Here is an 18,452-nt window from a genome sequence, read left to right on the forward strand (position 1 = left end):
GGAGCACGACGTGCGTACAGGCAAGGAATACCTGGCGGCACTGAACGACGGCCGCAAGGTGTGGGTGGGCGACGAGCTCGTCGAGAACGTGGCCACGCACCCCAAGACCCGGGCGTATGCCCGCAGGCTCGCGGACTTCTACGACCTGCACCACCGTCCGGACCTCCAGGACGTCATGACGTTCGTGGACGAGGACGGCGTCAGGCGGTCCATGACGTGGTTCCAGCACCGCACCAAGGAGGACCTGAAGCGCAAGCGGCGCTACATGGAGACGGTGCTGCGGGAGCTCGGCGGCGGGGCGACCCCGCGCACTCCGGACGTCAACAACTACGTACTGATCACCTACGTCGACGACCCGGAGCCCTGGAGCAGCCAGTCCGTCGGCACCGATGGGCGGGATCTGGCCAAGGGGATCATCGACTTCTGGAACGAGGTGCGAGAGAGCGACCTCAACACGACGCCGGCGTTCGTCGACCCGCAGACGGACCGCTCGCGCGATTCCGCGCAGGCCGAGTCCCCTGCCCTGCAGGTGGTCGGCACCTCGGACGAGGGCATCACCGTGCGGGGCGTGAAGGCGATCAGCACCGGCGCTGCCTTCGGTGACTGGATCCACATCGGCGTCTTCTACCGCCCCGGCATTCTGCCGGAACAGATCATCTTCGGGGCGGTCAAGCCCAACACCCCGGGGGTCACCATCATCTGCCGGGAGAGCAACGTCCGGGACGGCGAGGAGGTCGAGCACCCGCTCGCCTCGCAGGGCGACGAGTTGGACGCGGTCATCGTGTTCGAGGATGTGCTCATCCCCTGGAATCGGGTGTTCCACATCGGTAATCCCAAGCACGCGTCGCTGTACCCGCAGCGCGTCTTCGACTGGCTGCACTACCAGGCCCTGGTACGCCAGATGGTGCGCGCCGAGCTGATGCTCGGTCTGGTCCTGCTGATCACCGAGCACATCGGTACCTATCAACTGCCCCCGGTCCAGACCCGGATCGCCCGGTTCGCCGGCTTCCACCAGACGCTCAAGGCGCATGTGATCGCTTCGGAGGACGAGGGGTTCACCACGCCGGGTGGCCTCTACAAGCCGAACGTCCTGATGTTCGACTTCGGGCGGGCGTATTACCTCGAGAACATCGCCGGCATGGTCCACGAGGTCGTCGACCTGGCCGGACGTGCCTCGCTCATCTTCCCGACCGAGGGGCAGTGGCAGCAGTCCGAACTCCGGCCGTGGCTGGAGGCGTTGCAGACCGGACCGGTCGGGAGGCCGCACGACCGGCTGAAGATCAGCCGCGTGATCCGCGATCTGTTCCTGTCCGACTGGGGCGACCGCATCAGCACCTTCGAGAACTTCAACGGCACTCCCCTGCTGGCCATCCGCACGCTCACCATGAAGCGTGCCGAGATGTCCCCGAACGGCAGTATGGCTGACCTCGCGCGCAAGGTCTGCGGCATCGAGAGCGCGAGCGCCGAACAGAAGGAGACCGCATACACGTCTCAGGCGGACTACGCCCGCCGCCAGGACGCTTCGTAGCGGGATGCACGGGCCCGGATCAGAGCACGCCGCACTCCCGGGCCCTTGCGACCGCTCCGCTCCTGTCGTGCGCGCCGAGTTTGCGGAAGATCGCCCGTACCTGTGTCTTTACGGTGTTGTGGGACACATAGAGTTCCGAGGCGATCTCACGCAGCGTCAACGGACCGCACAGGGCGCGGAGCACTCGGCGCTCCCCCAGCGACAGGTCCTGGGGGCCGGGCACGGCGGGCGCCACCATCGATTCCTTGCCGAGCCGCCCGAGCAGATCCGTCAGTACCCCTGGTGACTCGCACCGGTCCGCTGCCCGCTCGGCCGCCTCGCGGGCGACCCGCGCCGCGTCGGCATTGTGCCGCGCACTCTCAAGTCGTGCCCGCGTGAAGTGGCACAAGGCGCGTACGTGGGGTTCGCCTCCGGCGCGGGGCGCGCCCGCCAGCGCCGCTTCGCCGTCGGCCAGAACGCGCTCTGCCTCCTCGACCTGTCCTTCCTCCACGAGTACGCCGGCCCGGCCGATGTAGGCGGACACAGCGACGAAGTGCCTGCTCAGGCCGGCCGTCGCGGCCGCCTCGAGGGCCTCGTCGCTCAGCACGCGCGCGGGCTCGTGGCGGCCGGCCAGCAGCGCGGACATCGCCCGAAAGCCCAGCGCGCGGACGAGCGCCAAGCTGTGCCCGGCCGCATGCGCATCACGGGTCGCCTCGCCGAGCAGCGCCTCCGCTTCCTCGTACCGGGAGGTCCACAGCATCGCAGCACCGCGGGCCGTACTGGCCAGAGCCCGCCAGGAAGTCAACGGCATGGTACCGGCCACGGCGGATTCGCCGAGATGCTCGGCGGTCAGGATCTCCCCCTCCAGACAGCAGGCGACAGCCTGAGCGACGGCTGCCGCATCGGACACCGTACTGCCGTCGCCGACCGTCTCAGGTCCCGTCTGCCTGAGCCGGGCCACCTCGAGCCAGCGCCGCGCCTTTTCCGGGGCGCCCCCCGAGAGGGCCGCCATCGCCGCCACGACGCACAATCTTGCGTCGGCGGCCACCGTGCGGGGCGGCAAGAGGTCCAGCCAATGCGAGACCTCGGCACGACGGCCTGCCGAGATCGCCTTCTCCCAGGCGCCGAGGATCGACGCGACGGCCGCTGACTCGTCGCCGCCCAGCACCCAGTGCCGTACGGCCGCGGTCGTCTCTCCCTGCCGGGAGTACCACTGACCCGCCGACCGGTGCAGGGACCCGACGGTATCCGGCCCTTTGGACGTCAGGACGTCGGACAGGAGCGTAGACAATGCCCGGTGATGCCGGTACGCCGACGGAACAGCGGCGACGGGCACGAGCAGTTGTACGGTCCGGGCGAGCTCGTGCAACAGAACGCCCGCCCGGTCACCAGCGAGCGCCTGGCACGGCCCGGCGCTCAGCTCGTCGAGCACACTGGTACGCAGCAGGAACCGGCGCTGTTCGGTGGTGAGCCGGTAGAGCACCTCGGTCGCCAGATACTCGGTGACCGCATGCCTGCCGCGGGCCAAGTTCCCTTCCACGTCGGCCTTGTTCGCCGAGCGGGCCAGGGTGCGCCCCATGATGCTCAGCCCTGCCGCCCAGCCTTCGGTGGCCTCGTGCAGTGCGGTCGCCGTGTCCGGGCTCGGAGCGGAGCCGAGCAGATCGGTGAGCACTGCCTCTGCTTCCTCGAGGGTGAAGGCCAGGTCGTGCTGGTCCAGTTCGACGGTCAGGCCCCGGGCGCGCAGGGCCGGAAGGGGCCTTCCGGGAAGGTGCCGGGTCGACAGAACGATGCGGAAGCCCTGGGGCAGCCTCGTCAGGAAGTCTCCCAGTCCGCGGACCGCGTCGGCGTCCGTGATGGATTCCAGTCCGTCGAGGATCAGCGTGAGCGGGCCTGCTTCGCCCGGGCCGGCCACAAGGCTCGGCAGGATCTCCTCGAGCCATGCGTCGAGCGTCCATTCATCGCTGTCGGGGCGGGCGGGCAGTGTCGGTCGTGCCTCGTGCAAGGCCCGCACAATGCCGGCCCAGAGCCGGCCGGGGACGTTGTCGTACGCGTCGAGGGTGAGCCAGGCGCACTCTCCGTGAGCCGCCAGGCCTCGCGACCACTCGGTCAGGAGCACCGTTTTCCCGGCACCGGCCGGCGCGGAGACCACGACCACGGGCTCGGTCGCCGCGTCAAGCCGGCGCAGCAGACGGGGGCGTGTCAGGAGATGCGGGGGCTGGGCCGGAGGATGCAGCTTGAAGGTCGGCACGGAGTTGGTCATGGCGCCTTCCGTGGACTCGTCGGAACGGGCGTAGCCCCCGACGTCCCTGGCTCACCTCGGAAGAGCCGGACATCGGGGGCCGTAGTGGGCCGGTCACGGACCCCGCAGCGGCGCCCTTCGGACCGCTGCCGGCAGGACTAGTGCGGAGCCCTGATCGCGCCGAAACCTCCCGCAAAGTGGAGCAGAGGCCTGCCATCGCCCCTGTGCCCGCAATAGCGGACGTCACCCACGAAGATGGTGTGATCGCCACCGGGGAGCGCCGCGGCCACGTCGCACACAACAGCCGCGATGGCGTCCTTCAACACCGGCACACCGTGGTCGTCGACAGTCTCGACGCCCGCGAACTTGTCCGGCTTGGAAGCGGCGAAGTTCCGCGCCAGGGACTCGCTGTCCTCGCCGAGGATGTTGACGGCGAAGCGGCCGTGCTCCGCTATCGCGGTCCGCGTGTACAGGTGGTTGGCGATGCACACGAGCAACTGGAGCGGCTCGAGGGACAAGGCGGACACGGCGCTGGCCGTCATGCCGATCGGCGTGCTGCCGGAGCACGTGGTGATCACGCTGACACCGGTGGCGAGCCGGCTCATCGTGGCTCGGAAATCGACTGTCATGTCGCGGGTTTCAATCATCGGAGGACCTCCGTGATAGTAGGGCTGGGCCCTGCTGCGTGTGATGAAGCGTGCAACGGCGGCTGTTAATGCCGGGGAAATCGCGTCCTACGCGGACGACACCGGGCATTCACACGGCCCGTCGGCTCATCTGCGCAGTCGGTCGACCAGCCGTCTCAGGTCAGCGGAGGGCGGCACTCCGAGGTCCTTCATGACGCGCAGGTAGCCTCGGTACAGGTCGAGCAGTTCATCGTCGGAGCCGGCCGCCTCCGCGGCGTACAGGGCGAGCCGCCAGGCCTGCTCCCGGTAGGGGTCGCTGTCCAGCACGGCATGCGCGAGCCGACGGGCGTCCCGCACTCGGCCGAGGTGCAGCGCCACGGTCCCCGCGTCCACGCGGGCCTGCAGGAGCGCGGCGTCGAGTTCGGCGCGCCTGGTGTCGAGCCAGTGCGTCGAAAGGGAGTCGAAGTAGGAGCCGCGCTCGGCGATGGCCAGGGCGCACTGAAGCGTGTCCCACCGGTGCGCGCCGTCCTGCCGTGCGGCTTCCGCCAGCAGTCGCTGGAAGTTCCCTGAGGCGCTCACTACCGCGGACGCCGGTGTCAGCTCGTACACGTCGCCGTCCTGAAGGAGCGAAAGGCCGTCGGGCAGCACCTCGCGCAGCCGGTAGACGGCCTGCCGAAGGTAGCTGCGCCCCGTGGCGTCGCTCCGCCCAGGGAACAGCGCCTCCAAGAGAGCCTGACGTCGGGCGCTCGCCGCGGGCCGGGACAGCAGGTAGGCGAGCAACTCGACGCTCTTGGCGAGACGCGGGTGGACCTCCCGCCCGTTGGCGACCAACCGCACCGGGCCGTAATCCTCAAGTGCCAGTCGAGGTGCGGCGTATCCGGTCACCGGTCTGGCGGTGGAGAGCGCGGACACGAGCTCGTGCCAGCGTGAGGAGTGCGTGGGTTCCGCGTCGGCCCGACGCGCGGCGACGGAGGGCACGTCCTCCAGAGCCTGCAACAGCAGATTGCGGGGGCCCTGGGCCGTCGCGACCTCCAGAGCCAGGTCGGCAGCGGCATCCGCACCGTCCTCATCGCCGGTACGCCACAGTGCCTCGCTCAAGTAGACGGCGGCCGTCGGAAGTTCCAGGCGCCTGCCACTCGTGCGCATTGCGGAGACCGCGGTGGTGAGGTGGGGTACAGCGTCGTCGTTGCGACCGGCCAGCAGCAGCTCCAAACCTCGCCAGATACCCGCCAGTTCCGCGGTGAGCGCGTAGCGCGCGCACCCCCTGCGCTCCGCCTCGGCGAGCGCTCGCGCCGCTCGCGGCAGGTCGTGATCCAGGCGCAGGGCCAGTTTTGCCTCAAGGAGCAGGCTGAGGATCTCGTACACGCGGGACCCGGTCGAGGCGATCTGTTCCCGCCCGACCAGCAGTGCGGTCCAGGCCTCGTCCCGGCACCCGAGATCCGCCATCAGCTCCGCGGCCTCGATCGCGCCCAGCCAGACCGGGCACGGTCCGTCGCCGACCGCCATGTATGCCGCTTTGGCCTGGGAGATACGTCCCTCGGCGCGCAGGGCGGCGACCGCCCATGGCGTCCCGCCAACTCTCCGCCAAGCGCCGGACGAGCCGTCCTGCAGTTCACGCAGTTGCCCGGCCATGTAGGCGACGCGCATCACCATGGCCTCAAGGGGCCCCGCGACACGGTCGACAAGGTCCGGGGCAAGCTGGGCTGTGCTGTTGTCCGCCAGAGCCAGCACGGCCGCCGCGATGTCGCGCGGGGGCCCCGGAGGCATGACGTGCAGGACCTCGCGCGCCTCGTCGATCCGCCCCACGTGCCAGAAGCACCACACCAGCAGGGCCAAGTCCTCGGCCCCACCCGGCTCTTGAGCGAGCCCGCTCCACCACGCACGACCGTGGTGGTCCGCCAACTGCACGCCCCGCCAGCACTGTTCGAGCCCGAACGCGACACGGAGCACGGCTGAGGCCAAGCTCGGCGTGGGCGCCGGGCGCATGCGGTCGAGCCAGCTCTCGGCGGTCGCCAGGTCGAGCCGGCCGAGCACATCCGGCAGGGCGCGTTCTGCGGCTCGTCGGGCGGAGTCGGTGTCGCCGCTCATGAGCAGCTCGTCCACGGCATCCTCGTGGCGCCCCCTGCCCTGGAGCAGCGTGGCGTACCCCCGTCGCAGCGCACGCATGCTGGTGTCGTCCAGGCGTCCGATCTCGCGTTGGAGATAGTGGCGGAACCGCGGCAGGGCGACCATACGGTTGCCGTCGGAGGACCAGGTGAGCGGCAGCCGTCGGCTGCGGAGGGCGGCCAGCGTACGGTCCGGCGATGCCAGTCCGAGGGCGTTCGCCTGCTCGGCCGTCACGCCGTCGTCGAGCAGGCTCGTCCGGACGAGCAGCGACACCTCCGCGGGCATGAGCTGGGTGAGCAGTTCGGCCGCGAGGCGATCGTGCTGCACGGCGGAGGCTGCGGGATCGACACCCCACCAGTCGTACAGGACGCCGGTGACCCAGCCGCCCATCGCATCGACCAGTTGGCAGGCGTCGTCGCTTCGGCCGATGGCGTGCAGGGCTTCGGCGGCCTCAGGCACGTCGAAGGCCAGGTCCCCGTCCTCGAGGAAGGCGACGCGATGGACATCGCCTAGACCTCCGAGTCCTTGGGGCAGATTCACTCGGGAGATCAGTACCAGCCGCGGCCCTTCCGGCAGACTCCCGGCCAGTGCGGCGAGCAGCCCTGCCGCACCGGCGCCCCCACCGATCGTCTCCACCCGGTCCAGCACCAGCACCAGATCGGTGCCCGCCAGCATCCTGGCGAGCAGGGCACCCACCTCCGACGCCGCCAGCCCTCCCGCCAGTGCGCCGGTCAGCGCGGTCGCCGCGGCCGGCACATGGGGCACGACGGCTGCCTCGAGAAGGCGCGTCAGCGTCAGCCCGTCGGCGCCGGAATCACCCGCACCCGTACCGACGTTGCCGGGCATCCCGGTGAGCGACACCCAGGCGACAGGGCTGGACAGCTCTTGCGCCGCCTGGACCGCGGCGGTCGTCTTCCCCGACCCCGCCGAAGCCGCCATGACGAGTACCGAGTGCTGGTCCAGCACCTCATGGATTCTGCGGACCAGTCTCGGCCGGGGTATGACATGACGGGGCAGCCGAGGCAGGACACCTCCCGTTTCACCGGGATCGCTGCTTCTCATCGATGACTGCCTCTCGGCTGCGTGCGCGGCGGCAGTGATGCTCAGTCCGCGGGGAGGGGTTCGAGGACAAAGGTGTGGCGCAGCAGGGTGTACGGCACGTCGGTCTGCTCGCCGTAGGGCCCGGCCCCGGCCCCGTACGTGTCAAAGGACTCGACCAGCGACTCCTTGACACCGAAGACCGGATCCATGTCCAGGTACGGGTCGTCCGACGGAAACAGCATGGTGGTCAGGCGCTGGAATCCCGCAGCCTCCATCAGCAGGTGCACATGGGCGGGACGCATGAGCGACCGGCTGGTCGCGCTCATGAGTTCGCCGACCGGGCCGTCACCGGGTATCGGGTAGCTGGACGGGCGAATGGAACGGAAACTGAAGTGTCCCGTCTCGTCGGTCCGGAAAAGCGCGCGCATCGCCGGGTCGACCTGGCCGGGCACATCCACGTCGTAATGGCCCTCCGCGTCGCTGTGCCATACATCCACCGCGGCGCCGGCCACCGGCGCTCCCTCACGGTCCACGACCCGTCCCTCGAAGAACAACGGGGTGCCGGGCAGACCTCCGGAGATGTCGGCGGCGTCGGCGGACCGCGGCCTGTCCTCCCTGAAGAAGGGGCCCAGGACGCTGTTCTGCGTGGCTTCGGCGGGGCGTCGATTGCTCAGGGCGTCGACCAGCATGGTGACGCCCAGGACGTCGGACAGCAGGATGAACTCCTGGCGCGTCGGGGTGCATTTCTGCCCGGTACGGGTCAGGAAGTCCACTCCCTGGGCCCACTCCTCCTCCGTCAGTCCGACCTCGCGGACGAAGGAGTGGAGATGCCGCACCAGTGATTCCAGGATCTCCGCGACGCGGGAGTCCTTGGTGTCCCGCATGGTCGCGATCACAGCCTCGGTGATGGTGTCGCTGGTCAGATCACGCATGTCGCGCTCCCGTGGTGGTTGAGTGTTCGTTGACGGAGTCGGACTGGGGAGGTTCGTCGCCGGGTGACGTCCACGGCGTCTCCCCGGCCCAAGCGCGGGTCAGGAAGCCGCGAACGGCCGTCCGGTCCACTGGTCGCGGATTCCAGTAGGCGTCCCGCACGATGAGTTCGGCCGCCTGCTCGATCCCCGATTCCGGCATACCGAGATCACGCAGTGCCCTGGGGGCGCCGAGTCGCCCGGCGAAGTCGAAGAGAGCGCTCGCGGCGTCGTCCCCCGGAAGCGCCTGCGCGATGCGTGTTATGGCCTCGGGGGCCGCCGGCCCGTTGTAGGCGACCACGTGCGGCAGGACCACTGCATGGGTTTCGGCGTGCGGAAGCCCGAATGTGCCGCCCAGGACGTGGCAGACCTTGTGATGCAGTGCCATGCCCACCGTGCCCAGGCACGTGCCCGCCAGCCACGCCCCGTACAACGCATCGGCGCGCGCCTCGCCGTCGTCCGGACGCTGAACGATGACCGGAAGGGATCGGGTGAGGGAGTCGAGTGCTTCACCGGCCATCAGGAAGGCGACCGGGTCCCGGTCCTGGGCATAGAGGGCCTCCACGGCGTGGGCCATCGCGTTGATGCCGCTGACCACCGAAATCGCCGCGGGAAGCGTGAGCGTCAGGTCGACGTCGTACACCACTGTCTTGAGCAGCACTTCCGGCAGCCGCCGGGTCGTCTTCCTGCGGCCTTCGGTCTCGCCGAGGATCGGCGTCATCTCCGAGCCGGCATAGGTGGTGGGCAGCGCCAGCTGTGGAAGTCCGGTCCGCGCTGCGATGGCCTTGCCGAGGCCGACGGTCGATCCGCCGCCGATGGCGAGCACGGAGTCCGCTCCCACAGTTCCGGCGTACGCGAGGGCCTTCTCCGTGACCTCGACCGGGGTATGCGGGGCCGCTTCGGCGAAAATCCCCACGGCTGCGGCGCCCAGCAGGTCGCGCACCTTCGCTGCCTGGTCCACTTGACCAGGTGTGCACAGGATGAGCACCCGGCGGCATCCGAGAGCATCGGCCTCTTCGGGGAGACGGCTGCGCGTCCCGCTGCCGAAGACCACCTTGGTGATCTGCCCCCGATGCACGAATGTCTTCATGAGAATTTCCTCAGTCCGCCGCTCGTCTGTTTATGAAAAAAGCTTCGGCAGTCGAATGGCGCACGTCAACGGAATCTGCAGGCGATGAGGTGAACCGGCGTGGAAATACCCTGTTCAAGCGACGGGCACCGGCACCGTGGCCCCGGATGCTCGGCCGACATCACTCATCTGCGGGATGCGGAGGGACGTCACGGTGTGGACCGTGGAAGCATGTCCGAGTCGGGCGGGATGCGAATCCTACGGACATGCCGCGGCGGAAACGACCTCCACGATTTCCACCGACCCTGCACAAATGCATGGAGGCCGGGCCCGGTAGGTGACATTGCCTTCCGGAAAGAGCGTCCGGCGGGGTCGGCATTTCAGAGAGGCGGGGCGAAAAGATGGATAAATTGGTCGCCTCGGCCCTGGAAGCGGTGGCGGACGCGCCGGACGGTGCGTCAGTGGCGGTGGGCGGCGTCGGGTAGGAGATGGCCGCACGGGGGCGCGAACCGAGGGACGGTCAGTACGTCAATCTCGGCACCGGGTTGCCGACGCTGATTCCCAAGCATCTGCCCGGGGGCGTGGAAGTGCATCATCTATGCCGTGCGCACGCCGATCAGGCGTCACAACGGAGCCCTGGCCTCGGTACGCCGCGACGACCTGGCCGCACACACCATCCGCGAACTCCTCACCCGCAGCCCCGTGTTGGACCCCGCGCGCATTGCTGACGTGTACTTCGGCAACGCCAACGGCGCCGGCGAGGAGAACCGCAACGTCGGCCACATGGCGGCACTGCCGGTCGGCCTGCCCACCTCCGCACCGGGTATGACGGTCAATCAGCCATGCGCTACCGGTCTGGAGGCCGTTGTTCAGGCCGCCTGTGCCATCGCCGTCGGCGATGCCTCCATCGTCGGCGCGGGCGGCGTGGAGTCGAATGCACGACGGATCGCACGGCAGTGGGGCCTGCGTCCCGCGATCGACCCTTGGCGAGCAGGCGCCCTGCAGGCTTCCAACCAGCCTGATGCGGCGCTCAGTGGTGCATGAGCAGCATGATGACCGTTCCCAGCGGCATCGATCCGTCCCAGAAGTGCCCGCAAGACTCCCTGATGCTGGTTGAGGCGGCCACGGTGTCCGACGCCCAGCGCAGCGTGGGCATGCCACGCATGAGCGACCGAAGAGCGCACACAAGGAGGTAGAGCGCCAGCACGCCCGTGACCGCGTTGCCGGCCTTCGATTCCCCTGCGATGTGACCGAGATGCGCGGCGTGGTTCGCCGCCGAGAGACCGTCGGCCAGGGTCTCGTGCGACAGGGCCGCCATGGAGTGCGTCATCCATGCCATCGCGGCCATGCCGGCCGCGTACGGCAACCTCCGCGCGGTTGCGGTCAGTCTCGGTTTCTGGCGGGAGCTGACAGCAGTCAGCGGAAACCACAAGGCGGCGGCTGCGAAGAAGGCCGTCAGGGAGACCTCCGACAGCATGCCGCCCCAGCGCCACGGCATCACCGCCATGGCCAGGGCCATGGCGGTGTGCAGGAATTGGTCGACTCGGCCGCGCCACCCGGAACCTCGTGACAGGACGCCGTGCCGCAGCGCGCGGACGGCCGCCGCCGCGAACAGCGCTGTCAGCATGCCACGCACAACATCAGTGGCACTCATGCCTCATCGCGCCCTTTCACGGAGCGGACGAACTCCGTTCGGAACCGGCCTATACGAGCAGGCGGCGGGTCAGACTGCGGCGGGACGCGGGGCGCGCAGGTGGGCCCGCTTCTCCAGCTCCTCCTCCTCGACTAGCGTGAGCATCGGCTGGCCCGGCGCGCACAGCATGAACACGATGTACTTGGCCGGCGCATCCGACTTGGCGTTGCCGTTCTGGTAGTGGATCACGTCACCGCCCGGCTCCCAGAAGGTGTCACCGGCCTTGAGTACGCGCTCCGGCTCACCCTCGAGCTCCCACCGGACCTCCCCTTCGGTGACGTAGCCGAAGCACGGCCCCGAGTGGCGGTGCGGTGGAGTCCCGGGATGACCGGGAGGCCACTCGACGAAGACGGTCATCCCCGAAGCGCCCTCGGGAATGAACGGCGGCTTGACGTCCGCCAGCATCTTGGGTCCTGTACCGTCCACTGAATCCATCTCGTGCACTGCGCTACACCTCCATCAGCCTGCCCGGAACGAACGAGCCCCCGTCGGCCACCGCCTTCGGCGCCGGTGTACCGGCCTCCCATTCGGCGGCGCCCGGGTTCGTCGACTCCGGACTCTCCCAACTTGCTTAAAAGTGACGACAAAACACGGCCCGTATCTGTGACACGCCGTGCGTCTTATGCCTCACGCAGAGGGACCCAAGACCACTCTGCTCCCGGTCGGCGGCATGCACATTCCGGATCCCGCGGTATCGAGAACGCATCGCACCGCGGCAATCGCTGCGCTGAACGCGCATCCACGGCGACTCCCACGACCGGGGCCGGGGCCGATTCCCGGGACAATGCCAGGGTCTGCCGGTAACAGCGCCCGTGCTGAGGCCGTCGCCGGGCGCCCTGTTTCTGACTCGTCCGGGTCACTCATCCGGAGAGGTACCAGGGCAACCCGCGCCCCGTCTCTGACTTTCAGGACTGCGACTCGACGGAGGAGGCGCAGTACGGCGCCGCTGAGAATCAAACGCAGCGGGCCGCATCGATCAGTGAAGTCGGCTGACGCCGGAAGTCCGTCTCCCCGCCGAAGGTCGGGGCGACGCGGAGACGGACCCTCCGGCCATGCCGAACCCCCTGGCTCAGCCGAACTGGCCGACCTGGTAGCTGCCGGCCGGCTGCTGGTTGATGAGGTTGATGCGGTTGTAGCTGTTGATGATGGCGATGAGGGAGATCAGCGCGACAAGCTGGTCCTCGTCGAAGTGCTTGGCGGCGTTCGTCCAGACCTCGTCCGTGACCCCAACGGCAGCATCCGCGACCCGGGTGCCCTGCTCGGTCAGCTCCAGCACAGCGCGCTCGGCGTCGGTGAACACCGTCGCCTCCCGCCAGGCCGCGATCAGGTTGAGTCGCACCGAGGTCTCCCCGGCGTGGGCAGCCTCCTTGGTGTGCATGTCGGTGCAGAAGCCGCAGCCGTTGATCTGGCTGGCGCGGATCTCCACCAGATGCGCAATGGTGGCCGGCAGCGACGAGTCCGCCAGCACCTTGCTGGCCGAGGCGATGTGCTTCAGCACCTTGCCCGCGAGGGGATTACCGAAGTAGTTGAGACGCGATTCCATGGGACCTCCTAGCCCGGATGCGGATACACACAACTGACCGGACAACCGGGCGAGGTGTGACACCGAAGGCGGTGTGATGCAGGTCTCCACGGCCACGTCATCGCCCTACCGTCCCGGACAGTCGGGCTTGTGCATGGACTGTGTGGACGCCTGCCTCCGAGGCCGCTGTCATCAACAGTGCGCTGGGCATGCATCCCGGTAGATCACGACGCCCGTACGGCCGACGGCAGCGACCAGTCAAGGGGCCGCCTCCCGCCAGAACCGTCGGCAGGCGGTCGTGGGCAGTCGGTCGCCGGATCGGCCACACGCGCACGGCCCAGCGTCGGTATGCAAGTGGTTCCCCGAATGGCGTTGCCTTCGGACAGACTGGCGACATCCGGTGCCAGAAAGGCTTCCAGCACGGCCACATCCCCCGTTCGAGCCGCTGAGACAAAAGCCTTCAGAAGACGACGATGCTCAGTCGTCTCCACGCTCTCTCGCTTGTCCTCCGACAGACGCTTACGAGCACGGCTCACGATCTTCCGCACATTGACGGGTCTTCGAATTTAGTGGGGGTGCGCCTCCCGGCGGCTCCGGCGTGTGGTTGCACAGCGTGACCGGAGTCGTTGGTTGGCTCGGTTCCGGAAGCCGAAGGCGTTACGCGCTTCGAGTTTGATGAGGCGGTTGTTGCCTTCGGAGGCGGCGTTGGTGATTCCAGTGGTCAGGTAGGTCTCGATGCCGTCCCACCACTGCTCGATGGTCTCGGCGAGGGTGACGAGTTCGGGCAGGTGGGCGTGGTCGGCGACGTGGGCGAGGAAGCGGTGGCGGGCGGCGGAGATCGCGGAGTGGTCGGGGGTGGTGTGGGCGCGGCTGACGGCGAGGTGCAGGAGGTCGCGCAGGAGTTCTTTGGCCTGCCAGGCGGTGTAGATCTGTCGGCCGTAGGTGCCCATGTGGTCCAACTCGACCTTAAAGAGGGTGTGTTGGTCCTCGGTGAGGTCTTCTTTGTTTCGGCGCAGGAGTTTGCGGACGGTGTAGATGCTGTCGCCTTTGCGGGCTCGGCGGCCGTGCTGCTTCCAGGTGAGGCGGCGGCGCAGGTCGGCGAGGTGGCGCTGGGCGAGTTGGACGATGTGGAAGCAGTCGACGACCACGGCCGCATGCGGCAGGGCACGCTGGACGGCGGCACGGAAGGTGGAGCACAGGTCGACGGCGACGTAGCGGACCTGCTCGCGCCAGGAGGCGGGCTGGGCGGTGAGCCAGTCGGCGACCGAGGCCGCGTTACGGCCCTCGACCTGGCCGAACAGCCCTTGTCCGCCGATCGCGTCGACGAAACCGATGTGCCAGGCGTCCGCGACGAGTTCCCACTTCTCCGTGGCCGGGTTCTGCTTCCACACCGGCTTGCCCCGCCGGGTCTCGTCGATCCCTATCGCCGAGGTCGCGGGCGGGGTCTCGGGCAGGACCTGGGCGGCGTAGTCCTCGAAGCATTGCTGCACGATCGGCCAGCTCAGGTGCAGGTCGCGGCCGGCCTGCACGACGGTGCGGCCGCCGTCGCAGACCGCGGCCCCCGCCGCCTGGCGCAGGGCGGTGGTGGTGCGCATCCCCGCGGGCACCGCGCGTATCGCCTCGGTGAACGAGCCGCGTGGGCACGCGGGGTCGGTGCAGTGCCAGCGTGCCTTGCGCCATCGGATGCTCACCGGGCGCCCACCGCTGGGCAGGTGTCTGGGCCGGGTGGTGCGGTAGTCCTTCAGCCGGGTGGCGAAGACCCCGCAGGCGGGGCAGGCCCGGGCGGAGTCCTCGTTCGTGACCACGTACACCGTCGAACCGCCCGCCCCATCGTCCTTGACCTGCGTCACACTCACCCCCTCCAGCCCCAGAAGTCGCGTTGCCGCCTCGTTGATCCCGGTATCGTCGATGTTCAAGCCCGTGGGGTTTCATGATCGGTTGCCTAGACAACAACCATGATCACGAAGGCCCGCGGGCTCCTTGCATCTGGGCCACCCGCACCCCAACCACCTCACATAGAGTGACCGGCCAGCCCGCCCGTCACCGCCGCACCCCCATCAAGTTCGAAGACCCACATTGACGAGACTGAGCTGCAGAATCTCTGCAATCTCGGAGTAGGCGTAGTCGAATGCCTCGCGCAGGACGTACACGGCGCGCTCAGTGGGGTTCAGTTTCTCCAGCACCAGCTGCAGAGCCTCCGCGCGCTGCGCATCCGTCTCAGGATCCGCACTCGTGTCGACGGGCTCGGGCAGCCACGGGCCGATGCAGGTCTCCCGACGCACGCGCGCCGACTGCCTGACGTTGATGGCCAAGCGGGTCGCCGTGCACGAAAGGAAGGCCGCCGGGCTGACCACCGCAGAGCGGTCGGTCTTCTGCCAACGCAGCCACACCTCCTGCACCACGTCCTCAGCCTCGACCGCGCTGCCGAGCACACGGCGGGCAATTACGAAGAGGCGCGGCCGCTGCTGCACAAAGACGGAAACAGCCTCTTCAAGGTCACTTGTCATGAGGGTCGGCTCGGAATGCATCATCCTCCCCCTGGGAGGGATATCGCTGGCTACTGTCGGAACACCCGGATTCAGGCGGACACCTCGTGGGCTCATGGCCCGACCCTCGGTCCAAAACCCGCTGCAAAGAGCGCGTGTGATTTCCTTGAGCCGGATGTTCTTCTTGGCTACTTGGCCAGAGTGAGACCGGAGGGACCGGACCACATCGCATAATCGAGTGATTCGATTCGCCCGACCGACCAGGTGTGCCCTTGAGACGGTGTGCCGTGCTGGATCACCGGTCGCGTGTGGCGCTGAGCGTGAAGTCATCGCCGACACCGGCGACGAACGCGACCGCCTCGCCAGGCGGTGCCCCGGTCCCACGGGCGCAGTCCACTGGGACGTCGTCGAATGCGCTCCACATGTGCCGGCGGGTGGGGCTGAGCGAGCGGTCGATGCCACGGAGTGGGACTACCTCGGCCTCCGCCGAGGTAGACGTGCTCGGCCCGGGGGGGCGGGTCCGTGTCGCAGGGGCCCCAGCGCCTTGCCCATGACGCAGCCGGACCACCTGAAGGCGTCCCGGCTCTCTTCCTGTACGGCATCAGTGCGGCCGTGAGGATGTCTTCCCGGAGCACCTTCGCCCGGCAGTAGTCCAGATCGGGCGGCTGGTCCGTGCACCTATTTACCGACGGCTGTCACAACCGGGGTGACTTCTTGGTCAACCAGCTATCTGAAAACATGATCCCCCTCAAGGACGCGAAGGTGCATAAATATGGCATTCAGCATGGACGGTCCGGTGTCCTGTGCCCATGGCCCGGCGTCGCGCACCGCATCGCAGCATGGCCCGCAGAGGCCGACGGATGCCAGTCCTCCCGCGTCGATGCCGGCTCCGCGCACAGCCGTGTACTCCCGCGTTCAGGCAGGCGTGCGGTGACCGAGGAGATCCGGTTGCCCCATCTGTCCACTGACAAAGACTTCGACGGAGAATCCTTCACCCCCATCTACACCACGACGGTGACGGTGAGCGGGGGCACAGCGCATCACGGTCGGGCCTCGGGAAGAGCGCGCTCGACGAACGGGGTCCTGGACCTCGACCTGCGCATGCCCGCCGAACTGGGAGGAGACGGCCGGGGGACGAATCCCGAGCAGCTGTACGCCGCCGGCTGTGCGGCCTGCTTCCACGGGGCGCTGAGCCTGCTGGCGCGACAGGCCGGGCTGGACAACTCCGCGATCTCTGTGGAGGCGACTGTGGCGTTCGGCCGGGACCCGGGAGACGGCGGCTACGCCTTGTCCGTCGGCCTCGTGGTCACATGGCCGGGCATCGATTCCGCCGTCGCCGCGCCGCTGCTGGAGAAGGCCGGTTCTCTGTCCCCGTACACGAAGATGCCCGGGAAGGACGCACCCGCCACCATCACACTTGCCCCCTGACCGGCGACGGATGCTTGATGCGGAGCATGCGGGACGGTGGCACTCCACGGCTGTGTGCGGAGCCGAGCGGGGGTCCGGCACTTCGCGCATCCGATGCCGTTCCCTCTGATGCGGCAGCCACACGGCGGTCGCGGTGCGTTCGTCTCGACCCACACCGTGGTGACTCCCTGCTCGGACACGCGGTGGATCTGACACTGCGGCGTGGCGCCCGGAGATCTTCTCGTCGAAGGGCATCGCCCTGTGGTACCGGCTTCACAGCGTGTGCACGGAGGACCTGCGATGCGTGGCCGCGGCGCGTTCGAGGTTCCTCGGGTCCGATACAGATGGTCCGGGATTCGTCGCGCGTGGCTCTCTGTTTCCGCAGCCGTGCGCATGGCACGTCCTGCGCATTCGGTCTGGCATTTTCAGCAGTGGCGTGAGGGGGCGATCCGTCAATAAGACCGGGCAGTCCTTCGCTGTGTGACAGCTTCCATGTCACATACGGAAGATCCTTGTGGTCGTAGCGGTAAAGGGACGGGCAACGTCATCCCGTCACCGCTCGCCACCCCTTGTGATCACAGGTCACACGGCGGTGTGGCTCGCCCGAGAGGAAGATCGATGAACGCACGCCTCGTGTCGGTGAGTGAAGGCCGGCGTCTCGCCCGCTCGATTCAGGTCGGTCCTCATACCCTGGCCGCGGACGCGCACGAGCCGGCCGGCACGGACACCGGTCCCAGGCCCGAAGAACTGCTCCTGGCAGCGCTGGGGGCATGCACCTCCATGGCCGTCCGGGCAGCTGCGGAGCGGCACGGTTGGCCGCTCGACCAGGTCGATGTGGCACTGCGGTTCGATCCGCACGAGCAGATCATCAAGAACATCCGCTTGACCGGCGATCTGGACGCCTTGCAGATCAAGCAGTTGCTGGCCGTGGCCGCTCGCTGTCCTGTGCAACGTCTGCTGACCCGGGAGGTCCCGGTCGTCACCGTGCCCACGGTTGCGGCGAAGACCCACGCCGCGCGCGGCCGGCCGCTACCGCAATGACCTTGCCTGCGCCGCCCGCTGGGACGCGTGTACGTCAGAACGGGAACCACACATCGGCGTCCGCGGCCTCCTCCTTGCGGATGCTGAAAGCGGCGATGTCCTTCTTGTGCGAAGTCTGCTGCGGCAACTCGGCGATCAGGCGATGATCGCCGTCGACGACGAACGGCTCGACCTGCTGTGCCGAAGTCGTACGGAAGTACTCGGCGTTGATGGTGGTGTACTGCGCCCAGTACCGCGGGAGGTCCTCTTCGGAATAGATGGCCTCGACCGGGCAGACGGGCTCGCACGCCCGGCAGTCCACGCACTCGGAGGGGTTGATGTAGAGCGTCCGATTGCCTTCGTAGATGCAGTCCACCGGGCATTCGATGAGACAGGCCCTGTCCTGGACGTCGACACAAGGCTGTGCGATGACGTACGTCATGTCCCTCTCTCCCGTCCGATGATCCAGGTGACCGGCCGGCCTCATGCGGGCGGCCATCGGCTTGAGGTATGACCGGGAAGCACATGATGTTGTGACGGCCGTGACTCCTCCCTGCTTTCCGTACCGCTGGGGCAACCGTGGTTCCGGCCGGCCGCAGCTCGGATCTGTTGCCTCGCCCGCACACGAGGTGGCAGCCGGACCTTGTCCCGCCAGTCCGAAGGGTCTTCTGTCAGCGGCAAGTCCGAGCGTCGGCCGTCACTCGATGTGCGCGCCGCGGTGGACGAAGCCGTCCGCCTCGGCCCTCGCCGGGGGGTGTCACACGATCA

Annotated in this window: 12 protein-coding genes and 4 pseudogenes; 5 read left to right on the forward strand and 11 right to left on the reverse strand. The window is 68.4% G+C overall.

All coding sequences use genetic code 11. The annotated features are described in order from the left end of the window. Positions 1 to 10 precede the first annotated feature (10 nt). Positions 11 to 1,528, forward strand: coding sequence for a 4-hydroxyphenylacetate 3-hydroxylase family protein (locus ACQEXA_RS04430; RefSeq protein ID WP_360998492.1), 1,518 nt, complete (start codon positions 11 to 13; stop codon positions 1,526 to 1,528). 19 nt (positions 1,529 to 1,547) lie between these two features. On the opposite strand, the gene ACQEXA_RS04435 is transcribed toward ACQEXA_RS04430, so the two are convergent. The 5 genes from ACQEXA_RS04435 to ACQEXA_RS04455 form a co-directional block, all read right to left on the reverse strand. Continuing rightward, positions 1,548 to 3,767 carry a LuxR C-terminal-related transcriptional regulator gene (locus ACQEXA_RS04435; RefSeq protein ID WP_433128768.1) on the reverse strand — a complete coding sequence of 740 codons (2,220 nt, stop codon included), beginning with the start codon at positions 3,765 to 3,767 and terminating at the stop codon, positions 1,548 to 1,550. Positions 3,768 to 3,904: 137 nt separating this feature from the next. Then, positions 3,905 to 4,375, reverse strand: a complete 471-nt coding sequence (locus ACQEXA_RS04440; RefSeq protein ID WP_433128770.1) for a flavin reductase family protein — start codon at positions 4,373 to 4,375, stop codon at positions 3,905 to 3,907. Between the two features lie 144 nt (positions 4,376 to 4,519). Continuing rightward, a complete protein-coding gene (locus tag ACQEXA_RS04445; protein WP_432937061.1) occupies positions 4,520 to 7,444 on the reverse strand; it encodes an AfsR/SARP family transcriptional regulator in 2,925 nt (974 codons plus the stop codon). Positions 7,445 to 7,581: 137 nt separating this feature from the next. Further along, on the reverse strand, positions 7,582 to 8,451 hold the full coding sequence (locus tag ACQEXA_RS04450; protein ID WP_432937059.1) for a dioxygenase: 870 nt from the start codon (positions 8,449 to 8,451) through the stop codon (positions 7,582 to 7,584). Then, positions 8,444 to 9,577: a maleylacetate reductase gene (locus ACQEXA_RS04455; protein ID WP_432937057.1), complete on the reverse strand. Its 1,134-nt coding sequence runs from the start codon at positions 9,575 to 9,577 to the stop codon at positions 8,444 to 8,446. The genes ACQEXA_RS04450 and ACQEXA_RS04455 overlap by 8 nt, the downstream gene beginning before the upstream one ends. 467 nt (positions 9,578 to 10,044) lie before the next feature. Between ACQEXA_RS04455 and ACQEXA_RS04460 the strand changes: the two are divergent. Both ACQEXA_RS04460 and ACQEXA_RS04465 read left to right on the forward strand, forming a co-directional pair. After that, positions 10,045 to 10,146 (forward strand): annotated as a pseudogene (locus ACQEXA_RS04460) (succinyl-CoA--3-ketoacid-CoA transferase); the annotation flags it as partial. Between the two features lies 1 nt (position 10,147). Then, positions 10,148 to 10,498: pseudogene (locus ACQEXA_RS04465) on the forward strand (3-oxoadipyl-CoA thiolase); the annotation flags it as partial. Positions 10,499 to 10,586: 88 nt separating this feature from the next. On the opposite strand, the gene ACQEXA_RS04470 reads toward ACQEXA_RS04465, so the two are convergent. The 5 genes and pseudogenes from ACQEXA_RS04470 to ACQEXA_RS04490 form a co-directional block, all read right to left on the reverse strand. Next, on the reverse strand, positions 10,587 to 11,183 hold the full coding sequence (locus tag ACQEXA_RS04470; protein ID WP_432937054.1) for a DUF5134 domain-containing protein: 597 nt from the start codon (positions 11,181 to 11,183) through the stop codon (positions 10,587 to 10,589). A 96-nt stretch (positions 11,184 to 11,279) separates the two neighbouring features. Next, a complete protein-coding gene (locus tag ACQEXA_RS04475; protein WP_432937052.1) occupies positions 11,280 to 11,684 on the reverse strand; it encodes a cupin domain-containing protein in 405 nt (134 codons plus the stop codon). A gap of 634 nt (positions 11,685 to 12,318) precedes the next feature. Further along, positions 12,319 to 12,792: a carboxymuconolactone decarboxylase family protein gene (locus tag ACQEXA_RS04480; protein ID WP_432937049.1), complete on the reverse strand. Its 474-nt coding sequence runs from the start codon at positions 12,790 to 12,792 to the stop codon at positions 12,319 to 12,321. Between the two features lie 545 nt (positions 12,793 to 13,337). Further along, the gene (locus ACQEXA_RS04485) at positions 13,338 to 14,687 is read right to left on the reverse strand and encodes an ISL3 family transposase (RefSeq protein WP_433128732.1); all 1,350 of its coding nucleotides are present in this window, start codon (positions 14,685 to 14,687) and stop codon (positions 13,338 to 13,340) included. A 159-nt stretch (positions 14,688 to 14,846) separates the two neighbouring features. Continuing rightward, a pseudogene (locus ACQEXA_RS04490) lies at positions 14,847 to 15,278 on the reverse strand (sigma-70 family RNA polymerase sigma factor); the annotation flags it as partial. Positions 15,279 to 16,187: 909 nt separating this feature from the next. On the opposite strand from ACQEXA_RS04490, the gene ACQEXA_RS04495 reads away from it, so the two are divergent. Both ACQEXA_RS04495 and ACQEXA_RS04500 read left to right on the forward strand, forming a co-directional pair. Further along, complete coding sequence (locus tag ACQEXA_RS04495) at positions 16,188 to 16,685, forward strand: Ohr family peroxiredoxin (RefSeq protein ID WP_432937044.1); 498 nt, start codon at positions 16,188 to 16,190, stop codon at positions 16,683 to 16,685. A gap of 597 nt (positions 16,686 to 17,282) precedes the next feature. Then, entirely contained in the window at positions 17,283 to 17,705 is a 423-nt protein-coding gene (locus ACQEXA_RS04500; RefSeq protein WP_432937042.1) for an OsmC family protein, read from the forward strand. Positions 17,706 to 17,817: 112 nt separating this feature from the next. Here ACQEXA_RS04500 and fdxA read toward each other — a convergent pair. Beyond that, positions 17,818 to 18,126, reverse strand: a pseudogene (gene fdxA / locus ACQEXA_RS04505) (ferredoxin); the annotation flags it as partial. Positions 18,127 to 18,452: the final 326 nt, after the last annotated feature.

It is taken from the genome of Streptomyces sp. CA-106110 (assembly GCF_050936285.1).
Taxonomy (GTDB): Bacteria; Actinomycetota; Actinomycetes; order Streptomycetales; family Streptomycetaceae; genus Streptomyces.